Genomic DNA, 21,310 nt, shown 5'->3' on the forward strand with positions numbered 1-21,310 from the left:
CAATATGCGCTCCAAAAGCCACTGAAAGTCCGGCATGTTTTATATGAAGCCGGAATGCGTTCCCAGAGCATCCTGCATGACACTTCGCTCCGGTCACCAAGAAAAAAAGCCGCAACTTGACGTGTCCTGCGGCAGATGGCAGTCCATAGCAGCGGCATCGGTGGGTGATGATTTCTTGTATCATCTTTCTATACTAACTCATCACTTGCTATTTAGCCACTATCCGATTTTCAAGCCTGAGCTTTGCGCATCTCCCGCCTTGCTTTGACCGCCTCAATCACCACTGGAATGAACGAGATGACGATGATGACCAGAATCACCAGCTCGAAGTGTTTCTGGACAAAGGGGATGTTGCCGAAAAACCAGCCCAGTGCGGTAAACACTGCCACCCAGGCTATGCCGCCGATGATGTTCCAACGGATGAAGAAACCGTAGGGCATCCGGCTGACCCCAGCGACAAACGGGGCAAAGGTGCGGATGATCGGCACGAAACGGGCGAGGAAAATCGTCCTGCCGCCGTGCTTCTCAAAAAAGACATGGGTTCGCTCCATGTATTCCTTTTTGATCCACTTCACCTCGCCGGTATAGGCTTTGGCTCCAATGCGGTGGCCGATCCAGTAGTTGACTGTGTCGCCGAGCACAGCGGCGACAGACAGCAGGCCGAAGAGCAGCCACGGATCAAGCGCACTGCCGGGCCGTGCGGCAAGAGCACCAGCGGCGAACAGCAGCGAGTCGCCCGGCAGAAAGGGCATCACCACCAAACCTGTCTCAATAAACACGATCAGGAAGAGCAAAGCCAGCGTCCATGCGCCGTACTGGGCGATGATGCCTTCGAGATAGCTGTCAATGTGCAGGATGAAATCAATGAGTTTGAACAGAATGTCCATCAGGGTGCTGCTCCTTGCTTGAAGATTTTTTTATGCCTGCCGCATCATAAGACCTCTTGCGTAACGGCCCTGCGTTGAGGGGCCGCATCAAGCGGGTGCCTGATGCAGGGGCGAAAAATTTTTTGCCCCTGCTGCTTATGCAAGAGGTCTCGTGTTCAGCGCATCTGAAACAGAAAGCCCATTTCGCGCAGGCGGGACAAATCCTCGGCAACCGGGCTGCCTGCGGTGGTCAAATAGTTGCCGACTATCGCCCCGTTGGCTCCGGCAGCAAAGCAGCGGTACTGATCTTGCCCGAGCTGCTGACGGCCCCCGGCCATGCGGAGCACCGCTTCCGGGTTGATGAAGCGGAACAAGGCGATGGTGCTCAAAATTTCCGGCAGGGGCAGCGGGGTCAGGTTGTCTAACGGTGTCCCGGCGATGGGCGTGAGTATGTTGATCGGAATGGAACGGATGCCCAGTCCGCGCAGCTCAAGGGCCAAATCAATCCGGTCTTCCATGCTCTCGCCCATGCCGATGATGCCACCTGAACAGAGCGACATCCCTGCCGCCGCCGCTGTTTTCAGGGTGTCCACCTTTTCCTGCCAGGTATGTGTGGTGCAGAATTCAGTGAAACGCGCCGCGCAGCTCTCCAGATTGCAGTGATAGCGGCTGACTCCCATCGCGGTCAGCAATGCAGCATTTTCCTGATCCAGCAGGCCCATGGAGGCGCAGAGGTCGAGCTTAGTTTCGTGCCGAATCTGCTCATAAATCGTGGCAAATTGATGCAGCTCGGCTTTGCGCACCGACCTGCCGCTGGTGACTAACGAAAGCCGGTCCGCGCCGCTGGCGGCAATGCTGCGGGCAATGCGCATCGCTTCTTCCGCGTCAATCATCGCATACACTGGCGCGTCGGTGCGGTGGCGGGCGGACTGGGCGCAGAAGCGGCAGTCTTCCGTGCAGCCGCCGCTGCGGGCGTTGATGATCGCGCAGAGATGAAAATGATCGCCCATGAAGCGGCGGCGGAGCCGGTCCGCCGCAGACCAGAATTTTTGCTGATCAGGATAGCGGGCCAGCCGGAGCGCGGTTTCCCGGTTCACGGCGGTGCCTTCCGTGATCTGACTGAATGTTTCTCGGAGCAGGTCGGCCATGACAGCAAGTTGGTGATTAAATGACGGATGCGGCAGGCGGCCCCTGCACGATCATCTCGGCAATGGTCTTTTTCACTTTGGGATAACGTTGACGATTGCCGCCGAGCAGGCGGTTTTCCAAATCAGCCAGCCGGGTGAAGAGCTGGGTTCTGTCCATCGCCGGACCTGCCTCGGCACAAGCATGAACGATGTCTTGGCAGCGGAAGCAGCCGGGAAAGCGCAGCGTTTTGCCATCCGGTCTGGTCAGCATTGCCGGGATGCCGTGCATCCGGCAGATCAGCAGCCGGTGCTCATAGAGGATGCACAAACCAGCCTCGTTCAGCGGACAAAGCACTTGAGGGCGTTTGCCAGCGGCGAACTGCGCTTGGCTTTGCCGGATGTAGTCCTCGGCCCGCTTGACTAAGCGCGTCAGTTCTTCGCCTGAGAGCCGCCGCAGCCCCTGCCAGAGATAGGCCCATTCGCAGTACGTATGGTGGAAGAACCACGAATCGCAGCAGTTGTCCGGGCAGCCTGCGCAGCTTAGAGGAATTTCAGCAGCAACGCGCTCGTATTCTGCCTGCAATTCAACATAAATTTCAGCTAATTCAGCAGCCAGCGCGGGCGGCAGGGTCAGTTCCTTCATGCCGACGGCTCCTGCTCCTCAAAGCGCACCACTTGATAGGTCTGCACGATCAGTTCGCCGCTGCGCCATGCGCTGCCGGACAAGCCCGCCTTGCGGCAGAGCTGCTCCAGAAAAATTTCCGGTTCCGGCAGCTTGTGCCAGACCTGCGGCAGAAAAGTCGCGCCCAAGCCGTGCGGCAGCTTGAGCACCACCCCGTCCATCATGGGCCGCAGCGTGCGGACAAGGTCATCGCTGTCAGCATAGCGCAAGGTTTTCGGCGTGGTCAGGATTGAAAGTTCAATCCGCACCTCCGGCAGCTCTTCCGCTGTCAGCGGCGGGAAGCGGTGGTCGTGCAAGGCAGCATTGACCGTATTCTGCCGCACTTCGTCAACAATCGGCTGGGTTGCCTTCAGACTGCCGCTGCAGCCGCGCAGCTTGCCCTGCTTCATCAGAGTGACGAAACCCCCTTTGCGCTGGCGCAGGGCTGAGTCATCAAGACCTTCCGGCTCTGTCTCACGCTTGCCGAACTGGGTTTCCAGCACGTGGCGGGCCAGCCGGAGCAGCACGTCGCCCTGCTCTGCGGTGAGCATGATTTATTTCTCCGGCGGCAGGCTGCCTTGCAGGGAAAAGGGGATGCGCTCCCCGCCTTGCTCTCCGACCCGGACTGTGCCAGTCAGTTCGTATTGCAGTGATTTGACCGGCTGGGCATGGTTCTGAATCAGCTCAATCACCGGCCCGACCAGCTCAAACATGCCCGCATAAACCAGCACCGGCACAGTTGCAGTGCCGGAGGCGGGCACCGCAACATGCTCGTCGCTGATGCCGGTGGCGAAAGATTTGCCGTTGACCTTCAGGGTGCAGGTCAGGCCGCGCAGCTGCAACGGAGCCTCGTCAGGATTGATCACCCGGATGTGCAGGCGGAAAATAGTTTCCAAGCCTTTGATGCCTTGCACTTCCATGTCGGCAAGAGAAAAGGTCGGCGCAGCGGACTTTTTCTGCTGCAGCGCGGCGCAGCCGTTCAACAGCGGCAGCAGGCAGACGGCAAGCAGCAGGACAACAGCAGGACGGAGCAGTGTTTTCATAGAAAAAGCTGACAGATGTTCCGGCAAAAAACAGCGGCGGCCAGACACGCTGACCGCACTCCATGCACAGTAAATGTATTTTAGCTGCTTGTCAACCGCTTGTCCGGCTTGACGCGCAGGCTCTTTGCTGGTAAAACAGCAGCGGACGGAGGGATGCCGGAGCGGCTGAACGGGACGGTCTCGAAAACCGTTGCGGGGGCAACCCCGCCCAGGGTTCGAATCCCTGTCCCTCCGCCAGTTTTGCCGCAGTTTTTCTCTTTCTGCCTTCTTATCGGCAGACCTCATCTGCCTTCAGTGTAAATTCACAGGGCGCAGCCTCGCGCACCCGCCGGTCCAAACTGGCCGTGCAGCCTGCATCTTCCAGCAGAGCCTGTTTGCCATCCTTAGTGCAGAGCAGCAGCAGCGCATGTTTTTGCGCATAGGCGATCCGCAGCCGGTAGCCGTTCAGCTTGTCCAACAGGCTTGAATCATGTTCCGTTGCTTTCCGCAGTATCTCCGCCTCGCTGCTGTCAGGCGCGGCAGGCAGCGTGGAAAAATATCCTTCAGCCGCTGCGCTCAAATTCACCAGTCTGGCACCTAACTGGGCCTGCTCCTGCTCGTTCGGCAGCCCAGGCTGGCGGTAATAGCGAGTCCAAAGAAAAAAGCCGACAGCAGTCAGCAGCAGATCAAACACAGCCACCAGCACCAAAATCCGCACTATTTTTTTGCGCTCAGGGGTCATTTGTCAGCTCCAGAAAACAAAACGTTGATTGCGGTCAAGGCCTTCGTCCAGACTCCAGCCGTCCATATTGTCCAGCGGCGAAGGCTGTCCTTGCAGGGCAAGAGAAAGATGTCCCCAAAAATTAGCAATATGCAGCAGCACCTTGTTGAATATTTCCTCAAAATCCATTTTGGATCCTTGGATCGGCAGCTCCAGCTTGAGCACATACTTCGGGTCAGGTTCCGCCGGATAAGTCAGCCCAGCATTGGCCGCGACATGACGGGCAAAGGGCATCAGGCGGCCTCCATTCTCGGCCAGTTTGATGTTCCGCCGCATGGCCCGGTGCCATTCGTTCGGGTCGGGCGGCAGGAGCTGGTTGCCAGACATGCTTCCGGCGACACGGCGGATGAAGCGGTCTAATAAAGAAAAAGACGCTGGCTGGCCGCTGCGATATACCGCATTCAAGGCCGCTGTCCACATCGCGGCAATGTCGCGGTCGAGCAGAAGACTGCTGCCGTCCGAGGTTTCAACAACATTGAGGGAAAGCTGACCGTTCAGATCAATCGCGCCCAGATTCAGCTTGCGATGCACCAGCACATCCTGCGACATCTCGCAGCAGCGGTGCTCGGTCTTATGTTGCTCGTATGCCCCGACCTTCTTATTCACAATCGGATGCACGGTGCCGTCGGTCACACAGTGCGAGGCGAAGCCGAACAGCCACGCCGCGCATTTCTGCCGCAGCAGCGGAGCGGACATAGGACGAATCAACCGCACGCATTCCCGGATCACCGCGACACAGCTCGACGTGTGCATGGCCGCCGCCCATGCCTCCGATGAGCTGTCGGCGATATCCAAGTAGGGATAATCCGGCCCCATTGCGCCGATGATCAAAAATTTCTGCCAGCGGCTCAGGGCCAGCCGATGCTCCTCGTGCAGCAGCTCCGGCCTGCGGCGGATTTCCTCTGCCGCGAGCTGCGCCAAGGTGATGTGTGTGTATCCTCCAGCCATTGCTCCTCCTTTTTTGGCATGTAGTTGAACAGCTTCTCTCCCTCACGCTCCCAGATACGCCCGCTTCACCGCCGGGTCGTTGAGCAGATCAGCGGCCTGGCCTTCCAAAACGAGCCTGCCGTTCTCCAGCACATAGCCGCGCTTGGCAAACTTGAGGGCGAGGCGGGCGTTTTGCTCAACCAAGAGAATAGTGGTGCCGCTGCGGTTGATCGCCTTGAGGGCATTGAACATGTCGAGCATCAGCAGCGGGGCCAGGCCCATGGACGGCTCATCAAGGAGCATAATTTTCCGACCGCTGATGTAGGCTCGCCCCACAGCCAGCATTTGCTGCTCGCCGCCGCTCATGGTGCCGGCAAGCTGGTGCTTGCGCTCCTCCAAACGGGGAAAGAGGCCAAAGACCCACCGCTTGTCGTGCTCCACCGCCGCCGTGTCCTTGCGGGCAAAGGCCGCAAGCGCGAGATTCTCCGCCACGGTGAGATTGCCAAAGATCATGCGGCCTTCCGGCACATGCGAGATGCCCAGCCGCGACACCACCTTGTCCGCCTTGTAGGTGAGCAGGTTCTCGCCCATGAATTCCAGCCGCGAACCCGCTTCCGCTGGAATCATGCGGGAAATGGCCCGCAATGCCGTGCTCTTGCCCGCGCCGTTCGCGCCGATAATGGTGACAATCTCGCCCTGATCCACCCGAAAGCTGATGCCGTGCAAGGCGCGAATAGCGCCATAGGAAACCGAAAGATTCTCCGCCACAAGCTGCATCAGTGGATATCCTCCTTGCCGAGATAGGCTTCAATCACCTTGGGATTGTTCTGGATTGCGGTTGGCGGGCCTTGCGCGATCACTTCGCCGAAGACCAGCACCTGCACGCTGTCGCACAGCTCCATCACGAATTTCATGCGGTGCTCAATCAGGAGGATGGCCACGCCGAATTCCCAATGCACTTGGCGGATGATCCCGATCATCTGCACTAATTCGTCCGGGGTCATGCCCGCAGTGGGTTCGTCGAGGAAGAGGACTTTCGGGCGGGCAGCCATGGCCCGCGCCATCTCCACCCGACGTTGTGCGCCATAGGGCAGGCTGCCGACGAGCTGCTCGGCAAAGCGGCTTATATCAAAGGTCTCCAAGAGGCGGTGGCAATGCGCGGTGATTTCCTTTTCCTGACGGCGGCAGGCCGGTGTGCCGAAGAGCGCACCGAAGATGCCGTAGCGGAGCTGGCTGTAGTGGGCCATGCGGATGTGATCAAGCACACTCAAGTGCCGCCAGAGACGGAGGTTTTGGAAGGTGCGGCTGATGCCCAACGCGGCAATGCGGTGCGTCTCCAAGCCGCGAAGGTTGCGGCCTTCGAGCAGCACCGCGCCTTCATCCGGCACATGCACCCCGGTGATCAGGTTGAAGACCGTGGTCTTGCCTGCGCCGTTCGGGCCGATCAGTCCGTGAATCTGGCCCGCGTCCAGCGCAAGGCTGAAGCCGTTCACTGCCCGCAGCCCGCCGAAACAGTGGCTCATATTGTGGACTTCAAGGAGCATCAAAACCTCTCAGCCGAGCTGATGTTGAACATGAAAACAACTAAAGCTGCCTGCAATATTCATTATCTAATCCCATCAGGAAAATTGCCTTGCGCACATCCTCTTCTCTAACTTTTTCTGATTGCAGGAAGTCAGCGACGGTTCTGGAAATAAGCTGAAGCCGCATTTTTTGCCGAGGTGTGATATCCAGTTTCCTGCTGATAGTGTTCAGGTAGCTTTTTACGCCTGCATCCAAAATGTCATATTGCTGGTATTGATGCTCGTCCTTTACGTCTGCATTGCAATAGATATTTTTTGCATCTTGGTATCTCTTGGCCTGAATCGCTCTGGCCGCCGCAATCCGTTTTTGTATTGTACTTGTTGAAAAATCAAATTTATTCTGAGGACGGCTGTCGTGCGAGGATAAAAGAACTTTCAGGTCTATCCGATCCTTCATGGGATTACTTAATTTGTCTTTGTACGATTTTAATTCAATTTTATTGCATTTACACTTGTGAGTTAGATTAGCTCCGCATTTTTCACACACTTTTTTGTTTATAAGTATCACTCCACATTTCTGGCATTGATAGTGGTTAAGCCAGCCACATTTACACGGATTCATTGTTGCAATCATAATAAAGCTGCAAGGATATTCAACTCTGCCCGCAACCCGCTGAATAATTGATTTTCGCTGCTCCAGAGGGGTTCTCAAATTTTCGATGATGTCTTTCTTAAAGAGATTGATTTCATCAAGCAACAATACTCCTCTGTGTGCCAAGGATATCTCGCCAGGCATAGGAGGAACGCCGCCGCCGAACAAAGCCGCTTCCGTTGTGGCGTGACTGACTTCGATATAGGGCCGAGATGTAATCACCTCGTTTTCCGACAACAATCCTTTTGCGCTATAGATTTTATTAATCTCAAAGACTTCACCGCTGGTGAGATCAGGCAGCATCTTAGTGGCTGCCGAAGAAAGCATACTTTTCCCTTGACCAGGAGGCCCGACCAGCAGAATATTATGCCCTCCGGCTACAGCAATGCTCATCGCTTCTTTTGCCCGTGCCGCACCGTTAATTGCCTGAAGATCAGGAACATAACTGACTACTTCTTTTCGTACGATTTTCGTTTTCGCGGCATTATAATTCACTGCTCTGGGCCGCGCTTCGCCGAGAAGCACTTTCCATACCTCATTAATATTGCTTGCCTTATAGGCGGTGAATCCTCGCGCATTCGCAACCAGAGCAGCATGAATTTCCGACTGCTCTGGAACTATTACTTTATAATCCTTGCCGATTGAAGACAGCATTCCAAAAATGCCATAACGCGGTGGCTCGATAGCACCGCTCGCGATATCAAGGGTGCCGATCAGGCAATATTTATTCGTATCTTCTGCTATCTTTTTGCGATATTTTTCAATTTTGCTTTTGTGGTCAGAAATATGATCAATTTGCCGCAGCAGGACATTCGGATTATTCTTTGCATTCTTCTTGATAGCTTTTTGATTAAGCTCTTCTATACACTCATCAATCTTTTCCTCGTCCATGAGCAGGCTTCCGGTCAAGAGCGTAATTGCAATCGGCAGATCAAGACCGGCGGAATGCTTCGGCGTTTCTGATGGACTGAGCTGCATGGTGATTCTAAAATTGGACATATCCCAATCACCATCAACTGTTTTAATCGCGTTGACAGCTCGCTCGCAGCCCTCCATGACAACTCTTTGCGCCAAGCCAAGAATGCCCATGCCGCTTGCAGTTGCTTCTAACGCCGCACTGAAACGGATCAGCACACCTTCAATGCCCTCTGTGTCCACGCCGTAAATTTCTATCATTGCTTAAACCGACTGGTTTTATTATATAACGCCACCTACCGCCGCAGCCCAAGCTCCCGCAGTATTTGCTCATTTTCCGTCCAGTTTTTCCGCACTTTGACAAACAGCCGCAGCTGCACCTTACAGGCCAGCAGCTTTTCAATTTCCTTGACGGCGGCCTTGCGGATTTCCCCCAGCATAGTGCCGTTGCTGCCGATGATGATGCCTTTCTGCGAGTCGCGCTCAACAAGAATGGCGGCATGAATCTCCACCCGGCCCGTCAGCTCATCCTCCTTGAAGGATTCTATCAGGACAGCGGTCGAATACGGAACTTCCTGCTTGGTGCGGAGAAAAATTTTTTCCCGAATCAGCTCGGCGGCAATGAAGCGTTCCGTCGCATCAGTAGGAATATCATCAGGATAATACTGCGGCCCTTCCGGCAGACGGCTGACTAATTCGTGCAGAAGCGCGTCCGTGCCTTGGCCGTTAAGGGCGGAAACCGGCACTGCCGCCGCAAAGGGATGCAGCGAGCAATGCCAATCCAGCAGGGACAGCACCTCGTCCTTGCTGATCAGATCAATTTTATTCAGGGCAAGGACAGCAGGGCAGCGAATCTGCTCCAGCCAGCCAAGCCAGTCCTCCTTCTGCCGTTCCCGCTTGCGGGCATCATCAGCGGCATCAGCCAAGAACAAGGCCAAATCCGCCTCGGCCAGAGCCTCCAGCGCAATCCGCACCATCTCCTTGTTGATCCGCTCCCTCGCCTGATGCAGGCCCGGTGTATCTAACAGGATCATCTGATAATCCGGGCCAGTGACTATGCCCTGAATCCGGTTGCGGGTGGTCTGCGGCAATGGCGTGACAATGGCGATTTTCTGCTGCAGATAGCGGTTGAGCAGGGTGGATTTGCCTGCGTTCGGCGGGCCGATGACAGCGACCACGCCGGAACGGTGGACTTGCGGTTGGCTTGTAATCATAAAGGGCTTGCATCCAAATTTTGGGGTGGGAACGACGAAGTGGGGCAATCGCCCAAGGACAATTTGTCCTTGGGCGGTTCTCAGGCAGGATTACTCCTTCACATCCACCTTCACCAGCTTATCCCCCGGCTGCAAGCTCTGCCCGACCTTGACGCTGATGGCCGCCACCACGCCTGCCGCTTCCGCAACGATAGGTGTCTGCATCTTCATCGCCTCAAGGACAACAAGCTGATCGCCTGCGGCCACTTCCTGTCCCTGCTTGACGCTGATTGCGCTGACATTGGCGGCAAAGGGAGCGCGATAGTCGCCCGCCTTGGCCAGCTCGGCAATCTCCTCTTTCGAGAGCTTGGCTGCTGCTGGAGCCGCACCCGCAGGCTTTTCCGGCTCGAAAACATAAACCCGCTCGTGGTGATCCACGTTCAGATAAACGTTGGTCTGACCGTCGGCTGACTTCTGCACCGGCCCAACCTCCAGCAGATGCTCCTTGCCGAAATGGTCGCGGAAGCTCAGGGTCTGGCCAAGCGGGAAGCCGCCCTGGCGCAGGAAGATGGACGGCGGCAGCACATAAGCCTTGCCGAATTGGGCCTCGAACTTGTAGAAGTTGACCGCGTCGTTCGGGTGCTGGAGGTAGATGACCAACTGCTGCTCGGTCGGCTCATAGCCCAGCCGCTCGGCCAGCGTCTTCCGCTCCTGCTCGATGTCCATGTCGGAAATAGCCTCTGCTCCGCCCTGCTCGGCCAGCACCTTGCGCCAGTCCTCGCCAAAGACCTTCTCATAAATCCAGTCCGCAGGCTGATAGAAGGGGAAGGGGCCGTATTTGCCCAGCAGCAGGTTCTTCAGGTCGCCGGACGGCGACTCGTAGCGGCCATGCTGGACGTTGGACACCGCCGTCGTCCACAGTATCTGCGAGCCGGGCGTGACGCTCCAGAAGTTGCCCAGCTCCTCCTGCACCTTGGGCAGCTCCTTATGCAGGATGTCCGGCATCTTGTCTAAGAAGCCGCCTTTCGCGGCCTGCTCCAAGCTGGAACCCATCGCTCCGCCGGGCAGCTTGTGAATCTGCACGGTCGGCTGGAAGCCCTTGATCTGCGATTCAAACTGGGCATAGTGCGGACGCTGGTCGCGGATGGCATCTGAAGTGGCAATCACCGCCGCCTCATCAATGCCGACTGCTTTCTTGCCGTGATCTTTCAGAGTCTGAATGACGGTCAGTACGGCAGGCGGGCCATAATAGCCGGTAAAGGCGTGGTCGGATGCGTCCACGATCTTCGCCCCGTTGAGCACGGCCTCAGTGATGCGGCCCACGTCGTTGCCGTCGGTGTTGTGGCCGTGATAATGAATGATCAAGTCAGGGTACGCCTGCTTGATCGCGTTGACCAGCTCGCCGATGCGGCGCGGCGTGCCCAAGCCGCCGTGGTTCTTGATGCAGAGGGTGATGTCCTCGCCCGTGACAGCAAGAATCTCCTTCACCTTGGCCACATAGTAGGCATCGGTGTGCTCCGGCCCAGTGGAAAAGCAGATGCACGGCTCGTTGATCTTGCCCGCCTTGCCAACTTCCTCCAGCACGGCCTGCATGTTCGGCACATGGTTGAGGAAGTCGAAAGTGCGCCAGACATCCACGTACTTGGCGAACTCCCGCACGGTGAAGCGGATCACGTTCTGCGGATAAGGCCGGTAGCCGAAGAGGTTCACGCCCCGGCAGAGGGTTTGGAACATGGTCTTGGGCATGGCCTCGCGCAGCAGGGCCAGCTTGAGGAAGGGATCCACCTGCTTGCGCAGGATGTCCACATGCACCGAGGCCCCGCCGGTGATCTCCAGCGAGAAATAGCCAGCGGCCTCCCGCGCCGGAGCCGCCATCAGGTCGGTGTGGAGCAGGATGCGGTTCTTGTAGTCCGACTGGGACATGTCCCGCGCCGTGTTCGTGATGTAGTAGCCGTCGGCGGCGCGCAGGGCGGCCAGCACCGAGGCGGTGTCCATGTCTTGGGTGATTCGTGTCATGACCTGTGTCCGTAATGGTGGGTGATTCATGCGCCCCAGTGCCGCTGTTCGGGTGGCCGCTGGCGAGTTTGTCTTTCTTTATTAGGGTTCAGCAATGCAGAGGCGCAGCGCATCGCGCCTCTGAAACTATTCAATATGCAGTGTCTTGACGGTTGCATGAGGCAATTTCCAGCAGCACGTCAAACAAGGTTGGTTCAAGGCTTGGCGCGATTTCTTCGCCCTTGTGCTTATGGTGCGGGAAAGTGGCAAGTCCTAGATGATGCGGCGCATTATCATAACGAAAGAGGCAGGCGTTTTGCTCATCCATGTACTGATAGCGGTATTTCACTTTTGCCGCCCGGTTGCAGTCTTTGAGTTCCATGAATTCAAGACGGCAGTCGTTGTCAAAGGAGATAGAGCCGCTGATGCAGCCTTGCCGCGCATTGTATTGCTTTTTTGTCAGGACTGAGCGCAGAATATTCTGGAAAGACTGAATCGTCTGCTCAATCTCAGCAAAATAAGCGGCGATCATGCCAGCTCCCGCAACCTGCTTTCGTTGTCGCGCATCATTTCATACAGCCCGGCCCACAGCATCGCGTCTTCGCTGTCATCGCTTTTGCCCTGTGTGTACTGCTGATAAAACTCCTCGCTGGATGTATTGTATTTCGACTCAAGCTCCTTCAAATCAAGACGGATGTTCATCAGACCTTTTTGCAATTCGGCAATTTGATAGGCGATGATGTTCTGGGCAAAGGCTTCTTCGTCCTGTGCGCTGGCCAAGATAGCCCGCAGCCGCTGCTCAGTTTGCGGACTGATATGCAATTGCAGATTAAACATGGTTTTCCTCGTGAGCGGCGGCGGCTTGCTGCTGTTCCGCCATCTCCTGTTTCAGCTCGCCGCCGCTGTTCGTTCAATTTGCTGGCAGAAATTCTTGATTCTGCCACTTCAGCGGATATTTTTCTGGATGCTCAAGGTTGTCAATTTCCAAATCCACATCCAATTCCGGCCAGTGCAAATGATAGCCGTGCAGCAGCTCAACTGTCTGGATTGCCTGCTCTGGCTGATTTTTGAAGCAGGGATAGTCATTGCAGCTCAGAAAATATTCCTTTCCTTTGACGAGAAGGGAAAATCCTGATGAGCTGATGCTTTTAACGGCCGCTGAAATGTTTCCGCCAGTGGCTGATGATTTCATCTTTGTGCTCCTCAACGATTTTTCTGATTTCACGCAGCTTCTTTTGGTTGAGATTATGGCTGTCAGCCAATGCGACAGCAGGTTCAAGCCAGAATTTCGCCTCTCCGTCTTCACAGGTAACGTGAACATGGATGCGCTCCTCCTCGTTTGACAAGAAATAAAAGCGGTATCCTTTCTCTTTGAAGACGGATGGACTCATCTTGTCATCGTTGCCAAGAAGGGAAAAGGAAGAAAGTCATTTTGATTGCTCCGCCATCTTCTGTTTCAGCTCGTCGTAATTTTCTTTGATAATATCAATATTCGGATGTCCAGCAGGAAATTTTTTCTTCAGGATAAATGTGGCACGTCTATACATAGACTCGACTTGCGAATACTTGCCCTGCCTTTGACAAAAAAAAGCGATATTGTTTAAATTTATAGCGATGGCAGGGTGATCGTCATTCAGTATCTTTTTTCTGATTTCAAAAGCTCGCTTAGAGAGCAACTCTGCCTTCTTGTAACGGTGCTATTTTCCGTACAGTCCTGCAAGATTATCCAATGTCATCGCAACCGAGGGATGCTCATTGCCGAATATTCTTTCTCTCATCGATAAAGAATATTTATAAAATAGCTCTGACTTGTGGTATTCACCCTGTTCTTTACAGAGAGTAGCTAAGTTGCTCAGGCTTTCAGCAACATCAGAATGTTCATTGCCGAAAACTTTTCTCCTGATTGCCAAAGAACGCTTGTAGAGCTGTTCAGCTTCTGTATATCTCATCTGATAAGAATAAATCACAGCTATATTATTTATCATTATGGCAGTTTCTGAATTTTCTCCTTCGTTTATTTTTTGATATATAGCCAAAGCGTTTTTATGCAGTTTTTCTGCCTCCACATATTCCCCTCGCTCTTTATATAGCAAGGCTATATTATTCATAATAGTAACAACACAAGGATGTTCTTTGCCAAAAATTTTCGCTCTAATCGTTAGAGAATGTTTATACAAAGGTTCAGCTTCATCATAACGGCCCTGCTCACGATAAAATTCAGCCAAGCTGTTTATACTGGCAGTAAAATTAGGATGGTCTTTACCCTTTGTTCTTTCATCGATACCAATAGCACGTTTGTATAGCGGTTCAGCCTCCATGTATTTACCCTGCTTCCTATATAACTCGGCAAGATTGCTCAAAGATGCTGCAAGAGATGGATGGTCTGCACCTAACTTTTTTTCATCAATATCAATTGCACGTTTGTACAGAATTTCCGCTTCGGTATATTTTCCCTGTTCTGTATACAACAAAGCTATATTGTTCATAGCTGTAGCAATATTAGGATGCTCTTCTCCTAATATTTTTTTACCGATTTCTAAAGATTGCAAATAAAATTTTTCGGCTTTCCGATAATCATCCCTGTGGATATAAATTGCCGCTAATAGATTTAAAATCTTACCAAGATCAACATCTTCATTCCTTGTTTCTCTAATATCCAACAGATGCTCCAGCCATTCCTGAGCCTGCTTGTACTCAGCCATATCGATGGCCATTTTCCCGGCGGCAAGCAAATACTCAGGGTTGTCCTCCTCCAGCACAACTGCCTTTTTATATTGCCGCAGTGCCTCGGCATATTCCAAATCGCCCTCGGCCATCTGCCCAAGCTGATACGCCGCCAGCGCGACCGCCGCGCCAGCTTTCTCAGCCACCGCATGGAAAACCTGCCGGGCCGCCGCTGTGTCGCCCTGCCGCAGACTGGCCTGCGCCTTTTCAATCTGGGTTTCGGGAAGCTGGCCTTGCAGTTGTTCGAGCACCGCGTCCGCCGCCTTGCGCCGCGCCAGCTCCTCCTCGTAGCTCCCCTCAATGTCAGCAAGTTTCGCCGAGACCGCCTGCAACTGCTGCTCCAGCAGGCGGCGTTCCCGCTCATCCGCCGCAAAGCTGGAATCGCGCAGCTTTCTGAAAAGCTGCTCCATCAGGATGGCCTTGACGCGCTCCTCGTCCAAGCCGTAAGTCACGGAAACATTGCCGCCAGCCTCAATCACCGGCGACTGATCGCCCCAAGAAGTCTGCATGATGTCCGCTCCTGCTGCAAGGTTCTGTAGGGGCGAAAAATTTTTCGCCCCTACAGCCGCCAAACCTCTTCTGTCTGCCAGAAAGTGTATTTTTATACCTTCTCATCCAAAAAACAGATGAGCAAACAGGCCGCGTCTATTTCCTCATCCATTTTTCCTATTAAAAAATAGGCGCGGACTATGAGCAGATATAAAAAATACACTTTCTCATAGGCCGAGACTGCCTTGTCATGCTTCCCGCCTCAGTGCTCCCAGCTGCTCAGGATATGTTGCAAAATTTCGGCAAGAACTTCCTCAAGACTGACTGCGTGCGAATCAACTATCCTGCTGTCTTCAGTATGCTTATGATGCGGAAATGAATTCAAATGCCTCGTTCAATTTTGGACAAATAATCATTCATATTCAAAATTCACATCTTCAAGGCGGGTGAGTTTCTTTTGCAGCCGCTCCAGCGTCGCCATCTCACCTTCCCATTCAACAAGCTCCATGTCATCCACTTGCCCGTGCAGTCCTTGCTCGCTGAATTTGCCATGCCGCTCTTCAAAGAAGCATACTCTTGCTTGCACAGTCTCAATCTGCTTCTTGAGCAAGACCGTCTCCATGCCAACAAGGGATTGTATTTTCCGCAATGTCCAAAGATCGCTGTGCTGCGAAATCACTTTTGTCATATCATGTTCCTCTTGCGCTTGTTCCAAAGAACTGTCTGCCGGAAAAAATCCTGCGCTTATCTTCTCACACTCGCCGCCTTATTTCTCATACGTGATTTCCACATCTTTCTTCGCCTCAACAGCTGGGCTTTGTCCGCCCTGCGTGACTGCCTGCCCCGCACCTGCTTTTTTCCTGCCGGACACTGCGCCGCCATAACTAATTGTCACCTTGCCGCCGCTGCGGACTGAGGGGCTTTGGTCGCCAATTGTGCGCAGTTCAGCTGTGTCTTCCTTTGCAGGCTTCAAAATTGATGCGCCAGTGGCGACGCTTCCCAGCAGACTGCCGAGCAGCGACATTGAAATAGCGCGGTCGTTCCACGTCAGCACGGCAAGGGCAAGCATGGCCAGCAGGCTGAGAAGGTAAATCACCTGCGTTGCGTCCAAACGCCCTGATGCTGCCTTGCTGCTTTTCCGGCTTTTGCTCAGGAGAAACCAGAACACCGCCGCAAGCAGGAAGGCGATTCCGGCCAAGGCAAAAGGATTGTGCAGATTCATTGCGGGCAGCAATATGGGCACGGCAGGCCGCACCCATACAATCCAATCAGACAGCTATCACGCCGCATAGGCGTTGCCGCCCTTGCAGTGAATCTCGGCGATCAGGCGGGCCAGCTTGTTGACCTCGCTGGTTTCTTCCTCGTACTTGAAGAGGTAGTCGTGCGTCTCCAAGAAGGAGGTATCAAACCAGCCTTCCTTGAAGTCCGGGTCTTTGATCAGGTTGAGATAGAAGGGAATGGTGGTCTTCGGCCCGATGACGACGAAGTTGTTCAGGCTGCGGCGCAGGCGGTCAACGGTCTCGTTCCACGACCAGCCGAACACGGTCAGCTTGACCAGCAGCGAGTCATAGACCTGCGGAATGGTGAAGCCCTGATAGCAGAAGCCGTCCAGGCGCACGCCGTAGCCGCCTGGCGAGCGATAGACGCGCACGGTCTTGCCGCCTTCGGGCATGAAATTGTTTTTCGGATCTTCGGCGTTGATGCGCATTTCCACCGCATGGCCGCGCAGATGCACGTCCTCCTGCTTGATGAGCAGGTCTTTGCCCATCGCCAGCTTGATCTGGGTGCGGACGATATCTATGCCGGTGATCATCTCCGAAACCGTGTGCTCGACTTGCAGGCGAGTGTTGATCTCCATGAAGTAGAACTTGCCGTTATCGAAGAGGAATTCGACCGTGCCCGCGTTGAAATAGCCTGCGGCCTTGGCGGCCTTCACCGCAGTCATGCTGATCTCGTTCTGCTGCTCCTTGGTGAGCTGGAAGGCCGGGGCGATTTCGATCAGCTTCTGATTGCGCCGCTGGATGGAGCAGTCGCGGGTGCCAAGGTGGATGGTGTTGCCGCTCTTGTCGGCGATGATCTGCACCTCGATGTGCTTGGGCTTGACCACGGCCTTCTCTAAATAGACCGAGTCGTCGCCGAACGCCGCCTTGGCTTCGGCGCGGGCCATCGCATACTGATCCTTCAGGTCTTTCTCCTGCTCAATCTTGCGGATGCCGCGCCCGCCGCCGCCTGCGGTGGCCTTGAGCATGATCGGATAGCCGTATTTCCTGCCGAAATCCATTGCCTCCTGCAAGCCTTCCTCTCCGGCCTTCAGATTCTGCGTGCCCGGCACCATCGGAATGCCTGCCTCAGCCATGATCCTGCGGGCCGTGACCTTGTTGCCGAGGTTGTCAATCACGTCCGAGGGTGGGCCGATGAAGATGATGCCAGCCTCTTCGCAGGCCTTGGCGAAGGCGGCGTTCTCCGCCAGAAAGCCGTAGCCGGGATGGATGGCCACAGCCCCGCTCTTCAGCGCGGCGTTGATCACCTTGTCAATATTGAGATAGTCGCAGCGCGGGCCGTCGCCAATCCACACCGCCTCGTCGGCGCTGCGGATGTGCATGGAATCCCGGTCCGGCGTTTCGTAGATGGCGACCGCTTCGTAGTTCAGCTCTTGAATGGCCCGGATGATGCGGATGGCGATCTCACCCCGGTTGGCAACGAGTATTTTAGTCTTCAATGGTTCCGCCTTTCTGATAGTTGGAGTTATTTCTTGCAGCCGGTCAACATGCGGCGGACCGGGTTCCAGCCCTCTGCCCCTGCGGGATTAGGGCGAAATCCCGCTAAGATACCAGAAAGCGCGGCGGTGCGCAAGGGAAAGGTCTGGGGGGCGGTGTGCTGAGAGAATTGAGAAAATGCGGAGCGGCAGGCTGGTCAGGCTATTGGCCGCCGCTGCTTTTGGGCAAGGATGCAAAAACCGTTTGACAGCGGCGGCAATGACCTTTACGATAGGCAGGAGAAAAGTTCAGACAGTCATGTCAACCAGTTGAACTGAGCCGCAGGAGGACTCCGCAGTCCTCAACTTCAAACCGCACAGGATTCGCTTATGAACCGCCCGATCCGCCTCGCAATTCCCCTCGTCCTGCTGGCGCTGCTCTGCTGCTGCCTTGCCGCTGGAACCGCCTTGGCTGCCAAGCAGAACACCGTGTTCCTGCCCCTGAAGATCAATGCGGCAGACAGCAGCGAGCTGACGCAGCAGGCGGACACCGCCTTGCAGGCGGCTCTGTCCGAGAAAGGCCTGACCATGCTGGCCCGCAGCGAGGCAGCGCAGCTGGTGAACTATCAAGGCGCATGGCCGCCGCCTGCAGCCGCCCTGACCAAAGCGCTGGAGAAGAACGGCATGGACTACGCCGCTGTTGGCAGCCTGACCGTGCTTGGCCGACGCATCTCTGTCGATATGCAGCTGATTGATTTGCTGCAACCAAGCCACTCGCAGCCTGCGTATAAAGAGGGCGCATCGGTCGAAGAGCTGCCTTTGGTGCTGGAAGGGCTGCTCGCGGATGTGCTGGGCCGCACCAGCAAAGAGCTGACCATCGCCTCGGTCGTTCCGGCTGGCAATGTGCGGATTGATTCTGGCGCGATTCTTGGCAAGATTTCCACCAAGCCCGGTGACATCTACAGCCCAGACAGTTTGCGCAACGACTTGAAGGCCATCTTCAAGATGGGCTACTTCGACGATGTGAAAATTGAAGTCACGAATTCGCCCAAAGGGAAAAACGTGCTCTTCCGGGTGCAAGAAAAATCGTTGATCAACAAAGTGACCTACACCGGCATCAAGGCACTGGACGAGAAGGATGTGCAGGATGCGGCAGGCATCAAGGCCAACACAATCGTCAATCCGGCAGCTCTCAACGAGGCAGTGAAAAAGATCGTCGAGCTGTACCGGAGCAAAAGCTATTCTGCTGCCAAAGCGGTTTTCAAGGTGAATCAGCCTGATCCGAACACCACGGAGGTGGTCTTTGAGATCAGCGAGGGCGAGAAAATGTCCATCACCGATATCCGCTTTGTCGGCAACAAGTCCTTTGAAGACAGCGAGCTGAAGAAGCAACTGCAAACCGGAACATGGAAATGGTACGCCTCGTGGATCACCGGTTCCGGCACCTTGAAAACGGATGTGCTGAAACAGGACGCAGACCGCATTGCCGCTTTTTATGCCGATCACGGCTACATTGATGCCAAGGTTGGCGAGCCGGAGGTGCAGACTGAAGGCGAAGACATCGTCGTCAGCTTCAACATTGAGGAAGGCCCGCGTTACAAGCTCGGCGAGGTGGACATTCAGGGCGACCTGCTCAAAAGCCGGGAAGAGCTGCTTGATCTCCTCACCATCCGCAAGGAGGAGTTTTTCAGCCGCAAGGTCATGCAGGAGGACATCCTCAAGCTGACCGATCTGTATGCCGAGCAGGGCTACGCCTTTGCCGAGGTGGATCCGAAGATGAAGAAAGCGGACGGCACGAAGACGGTTGACATCAGCCTGACGGTGAGCAAAGGCGAGCTGGTCACATTCAACCGGGTTGAGGTGCAGGGCAACACCCGCACCAGAGACAACGTCATCCGCCGCGATCTGGAGGTGCGCGAAGGTGGCACCTACAATTCCAAGGCGGTGCGCGACTCGGTGAAAAAACTCCAGCGGCTGGGCTATTTTGAGGATGTCAACGTCATGCCGCAGCCAACGCTGGAGGACAATATGATGGATATCCTTGTGGCGGTGAAGGAGCGGGCCACCGGCCAGTTCAGCATTGGCGCGGGTTATTCTTCCTCGGACAAGCTGATGTTCATGGGCGAAATTTCTGAGGACAACTTCCTTGGCCTTGGCACCAGATTGGCCTTCTCCGCCAACATGAGCGGGGTGAGCAGCAAATTCAACCTGTCCTACACCGATCCGCGCATTTTTGATTCCAGAGTTTCGGCAGGCGTGGACGCATTCAACTGGGAGCGCGAATACACCGACTACACCAAGTCATCAAAAGGCGCAGGACTACGCTTCGGCCATCAGCTGATTGAAGAATGGCGGATTTATTACGGCTACAGTTGGACAGACACCACGCTGAAAGATATCGCCGCCGATGCGTCCGACTACATCTTGGAATCGGCAAAGATCAATATCACCAGCGCGGTCAAACTGTCCTTGGTGCGCGACACCCGCGACAAGTTCTTCAATGCCAGCTCCGGCTCCCGCAACAGCGTCAGCGTTGAGTACGCGGGCGGCCTCTTTGGCGGCGAGGCGGAATACACCAAGCTGGAAGGTTCGACCGACTGGTATTATCCGCTGCCGCTTTCAACCGTGGCTCGCGGCAGGCTCTCCGCAGGCAAGGTTTTTGAGAACGAAGACGGCAAGCTGCCGGTCTATGACAACTTCTATCTCGGCGGCATGAACTCCATCCGGGGCTTCAAGTCCTCGTCGGTCAGCCCGATTAACCCGGTCAATGACGAAAAATACGGCGGCGACAAGATGTGGTTCGCCAACATGGAGCTGCATTTCCCGCTGGTGACTGATGCCGGCTTGCGCGGCGTGGTCTTCACCGACTTCGGCAATGTTTATGCCCAAGACGACAGCTGGGATTTTGGCTCCATCAAAAAATCCGCCGGGCTGGGAGTCAACTGGCTTTCGCCGGTCGGGCCGCTGCGTTTAGTCTGGGGCTACAACTTGGACAAGCAGAAAGGCGACGAAGATGCCCAGTGGGATTTTGCGATGGGCGGCAACTTCTGATCTGAAACACACCATGCAGGGAGGCGGCTCGCTGCTTCCCTGCCAATTCGAGGTATTGCAAGAATGACCACGTGGAGCTACGAGGCGTTTGAATCAGACCGACCGGGACGGGCAGGCATCACCGAGCTGGAGCAGCGCGTGACTGCCAAGCTGGAAGAGCTGGGCCTGCGGGCGCAGCACGCGAAGGTGGCCATGAGCAACATTGTTGACGGCGCGGCCAGAGCGGTGGTGTATTACCCGGAATCGTTTATCAACCTGCCGCCGCTGCGACGGATTTCCGGCTGGATCAAGGGCGATGTCAACCTCAAGGCGGATTACTGCGCCGATACAGAGCGGTACAAAGAAGAGATGTATGAAGGCATTGCGGCTCTGCTCAGTTCGCTCTCCGATGCGCAGGCGGCGAAAAGCGAGATTGCGGCCACCGCCAAGAAAGATGGCTATGCCACCGTGACGCTCTGGTATCCAGCTAATGTGGAATTGTGACAGAAGATGGTGAATTTAACAGGAGTTGCCTATGGCCTGTTAACACTATTTGATTGAAATCACGATCAGGGCAGAAATGATAAACCCGAGGAACATGACATCCAGTTGTCAAACCGGGTGAAAATGCGGCGGAATCCCTTCAGTTTCCTGAACAGCCTCTTTACTTCATTCCGTTTTTCATGCTAACTGGGCAAGTAATGTTGACA

At 55.1% G+C, this 21,310-nt stretch carries 23 protein-coding genes, 1 tRNA gene and 2 pseudogenes; 3 read left to right on the top strand and 23 right to left on the bottom strand.

Going from position 1 to position 21,310, the window contains the following annotated elements; translation table 11 throughout:
* Positions 1 to 230 precede the first annotated feature (230 nt).
* The 5 genes from ACNKH6_RS01585 to ACNKH6_RS01605 all read right to left on the bottom strand — a co-directional run bounded on the left by ACNKH6_RS01585 (position 231) and on the right by ACNKH6_RS01605 (position 3,697).
* Positions 231 to 887: a DedA family protein gene (locus ACNKH6_RS01585; protein WP_417913794.1), complete on the bottom strand. Its 657-nt coding sequence runs from the start codon at positions 885 to 887 to the stop codon at positions 231 to 233.
* Positions 888 to 1,042: 155 nt separating this feature from the next.
* Positions 1,043 to 2,014: a biotin synthase BioB gene (bioB, locus tag ACNKH6_RS01590; protein WP_417913795.1), complete on the bottom strand. Its 972-nt coding sequence runs from the start codon at positions 2,012 to 2,014 to the stop codon at positions 1,043 to 1,045.
* A gap of 16 nt (positions 2,015 to 2,030) precedes the next feature.
* Positions 2,031 to 2,636 (bottom strand): hypothetical protein, encoded by a 606-nt coding sequence (locus ACNKH6_RS01595; protein ID WP_417913796.1) that lies wholly within the window; start codon positions 2,634 to 2,636, stop codon positions 2,031 to 2,033.
* On the bottom strand, positions 2,633 to 3,205 hold the full coding sequence (amrA, locus tag ACNKH6_RS01600; protein ID WP_417913797.1) for an AmmeMemoRadiSam system protein A: 573 nt from the start codon (positions 3,203 to 3,205) through the stop codon (positions 2,633 to 2,635). Before amrA ends, ACNKH6_RS01595 begins: the two co-directional genes overlap by 4 nt.
* Positions 3,206 to 3,208: 3 nt before the next feature.
* Positions 3,209 to 3,697, bottom strand: a complete 489-nt coding sequence (locus ACNKH6_RS01605; protein WP_417913798.1) for an LEA type 2 family protein — start codon at positions 3,695 to 3,697, stop codon at positions 3,209 to 3,211.
* A gap of 147 nt (positions 3,698 to 3,844) precedes the next feature.
* Here ACNKH6_RS01605 and ACNKH6_RS01610 point away from each other — a divergent pair.
* Positions 3,845 to 3,934, top strand: a tRNA-Ser gene (locus tag ACNKH6_RS01610).
* A 31-nt stretch (positions 3,935 to 3,965) separates the two neighbouring features.
* Here the strand turns inward: ACNKH6_RS01610 and ACNKH6_RS01615 are convergent.
* From ACNKH6_RS01615 to ACNKH6_RS01695, 17 genes and pseudogenes are all read right to left on the bottom strand, one after another.
* Positions 3,966 to 4,418 carry a hypothetical protein gene (locus ACNKH6_RS01615; RefSeq protein WP_417913799.1) on the bottom strand — a complete coding sequence of 151 codons (453 nt, stop codon included), beginning with the start codon at positions 4,416 to 4,418 and terminating at the stop codon, positions 3,966 to 3,968.
* Between the two features lie 3 nt (positions 4,419 to 4,421).
* The gene (locus tag ACNKH6_RS01620; RefSeq protein WP_417913800.1) at positions 4,422 to 5,405 is read right to left on the bottom strand and encodes a zinc dependent phospholipase C family protein; all 984 of its coding nucleotides are present in this window, start codon (positions 5,403 to 5,405) and stop codon (positions 4,422 to 4,424) included.
* Positions 5,406 to 5,447: 42 nt separating this feature from the next.
* Positions 5,448 to 6,161, bottom strand: coding sequence for an ABC transporter ATP-binding protein (locus ACNKH6_RS01625; RefSeq protein ID WP_417913801.1), 714 nt, complete (start codon positions 6,159 to 6,161; stop codon positions 5,448 to 5,450).
* The gene (locus ACNKH6_RS01630; RefSeq protein WP_417913802.1) at positions 6,161 to 6,928 is read right to left on the bottom strand and encodes an ABC transporter ATP-binding protein; all 768 of its coding nucleotides are present in this window, start codon (positions 6,926 to 6,928) and stop codon (positions 6,161 to 6,163) included. The genes ACNKH6_RS01625 and ACNKH6_RS01630 overlap by 1 nt, the downstream gene beginning before the upstream one ends.
* A gap of 40 nt (positions 6,929 to 6,968) precedes the next feature.
* Complete coding sequence (locus ACNKH6_RS01635) at positions 6,969 to 8,735, bottom strand: ATP-binding protein (RefSeq protein WP_417913803.1); 1,767 nt, start codon at positions 8,733 to 8,735, stop codon at positions 6,969 to 6,971.
* Between the two features lie 35 nt (positions 8,736 to 8,770).
* Positions 8,771 to 9,688 carry a GTPase Era gene (gene era / locus ACNKH6_RS01640; protein WP_417913804.1) on the bottom strand — a complete coding sequence of 306 codons (918 nt, stop codon included), beginning with the start codon at positions 9,686 to 9,688 and terminating at the stop codon, positions 8,771 to 8,773.
* 90 nt (positions 9,689 to 9,778) lie between these two features.
* Positions 9,779 to 11,683, bottom strand: coding sequence for a biotin/lipoyl-containing protein (locus ACNKH6_RS01645; protein ID WP_417913805.1), 1,905 nt, complete (start codon positions 11,681 to 11,683; stop codon positions 9,779 to 9,781).
* A 130-nt stretch (positions 11,684 to 11,813) separates the two neighbouring features.
* Positions 11,814 to 12,194 (bottom strand): toxin-antitoxin system TumE family protein, encoded by a 381-nt coding sequence (locus ACNKH6_RS01650; RefSeq protein WP_417913806.1) that lies wholly within the window; start codon positions 12,192 to 12,194, stop codon positions 11,814 to 11,816.
* Positions 12,191 to 12,499: a hypothetical protein gene (locus ACNKH6_RS01655; protein WP_417913807.1), complete on the bottom strand. Its 309-nt coding sequence runs from the start codon at positions 12,497 to 12,499 to the stop codon at positions 12,191 to 12,193. The genes ACNKH6_RS01650 and ACNKH6_RS01655 overlap by 4 nt, the downstream gene beginning before the upstream one ends.
* A gap of 73 nt (positions 12,500 to 12,572) precedes the next feature.
* The gene (locus tag ACNKH6_RS01660) at positions 12,573 to 12,854 is read right to left on the bottom strand and encodes a DUF2442 domain-containing protein (RefSeq protein ID WP_417913808.1); all 282 of its coding nucleotides are present in this window, start codon (positions 12,852 to 12,854) and stop codon (positions 12,573 to 12,575) included.
* Positions 12,811 to 13,053, bottom strand: coding sequence for a DUF4160 domain-containing protein (locus tag ACNKH6_RS01665; protein WP_417913809.1), 243 nt, complete (start codon positions 13,051 to 13,053; stop codon positions 12,811 to 12,813). Before ACNKH6_RS01665 ends, ACNKH6_RS01660 begins: the two co-directional genes overlap by 44 nt.
* Before the next feature lie 36 nt (positions 13,054 to 13,089).
* A pseudogene (locus ACNKH6_RS01670) lies at positions 13,090 to 13,347 on the bottom strand (tetratricopeptide repeat protein); the annotation flags it as partial.
* Positions 13,348 to 13,359: 12 nt separating this feature from the next.
* The gene (locus ACNKH6_RS01675) at positions 13,360 to 14,895 is read right to left on the bottom strand and encodes a tetratricopeptide repeat protein (RefSeq protein ID WP_417913810.1); all 1,536 of its coding nucleotides are present in this window, start codon (positions 14,893 to 14,895) and stop codon (positions 13,360 to 13,362) included.
* A gap of 242 nt (positions 14,896 to 15,137) precedes the next feature.
* Positions 15,138 to 15,260, bottom strand: a complete 123-nt coding sequence (locus ACNKH6_RS01680; protein WP_417913811.1) for a hypothetical protein — start codon at positions 15,258 to 15,260, stop codon at positions 15,138 to 15,140.
* A 27-nt stretch (positions 15,261 to 15,287) separates the two neighbouring features.
* Complete coding sequence (locus tag ACNKH6_RS01685; protein ID WP_417913812.1) at positions 15,288 to 15,563, bottom strand: hypothetical protein; 276 nt, start codon at positions 15,561 to 15,563, stop codon at positions 15,288 to 15,290.
* 78 nt (positions 15,564 to 15,641) lie between these two features.
* Positions 15,642 to 16,097, bottom strand: coding sequence for a hypothetical protein (locus ACNKH6_RS01690; RefSeq protein ID WP_417913813.1), 456 nt, complete (start codon positions 16,095 to 16,097; stop codon positions 15,642 to 15,644).
* Positions 16,098 to 16,154: 57 nt separating this feature from the next.
* A complete protein-coding gene (locus ACNKH6_RS01695) occupies positions 16,155 to 17,594 on the bottom strand; it encodes an acetyl-CoA carboxylase biotin carboxylase subunit (RefSeq protein ID WP_417913814.1) in 1,440 nt (479 codons plus the stop codon).
* Between the two features lie 366 nt (positions 17,595 to 17,960).
* Here ACNKH6_RS01695 and bamA point away from each other — a divergent pair, with 366 nt between their 5' ends.
* Together bamA and ACNKH6_RS01705 are read left to right on the top strand one after the other, a co-directional pair.
* Positions 17,961 to 20,621, top strand: coding sequence for an outer membrane protein assembly factor BamA (gene bamA, locus ACNKH6_RS01700; protein ID WP_417913815.1), 2,661 nt, complete (start codon positions 17,961 to 17,963; stop codon positions 20,619 to 20,621).
* Between the two features lie 63 nt (positions 20,622 to 20,684).
* Positions 20,685 to 21,104, top strand: a complete 420-nt coding sequence (locus tag ACNKH6_RS01705; RefSeq protein ID WP_417913816.1) for a hypothetical protein — start codon at positions 20,685 to 20,687, stop codon at positions 21,102 to 21,104.
* Positions 21,105 to 21,149: 45 nt separating this feature from the next.
* On the opposite strand, the pseudogene ACNKH6_RS01710 reads toward ACNKH6_RS01705, so the two are convergent.
* Positions 21,150 to 21,286 (bottom strand): annotated as a pseudogene (locus tag ACNKH6_RS01710) (IS5/IS1182 family transposase); the annotation flags it as partial.
* Positions 21,287 to 21,310 lie beyond the last annotated feature (24 nt).

Origin of the sequence: Candidatus Electronema sp. JM, from assembly GCF_048287415.1 — a bacterium.
In the GTDB taxonomy this organism is placed as follows: domain Bacteria; phylum Desulfobacterota; class Desulfobulbia; order Desulfobulbales; family Desulfobulbaceae; genus Electronema.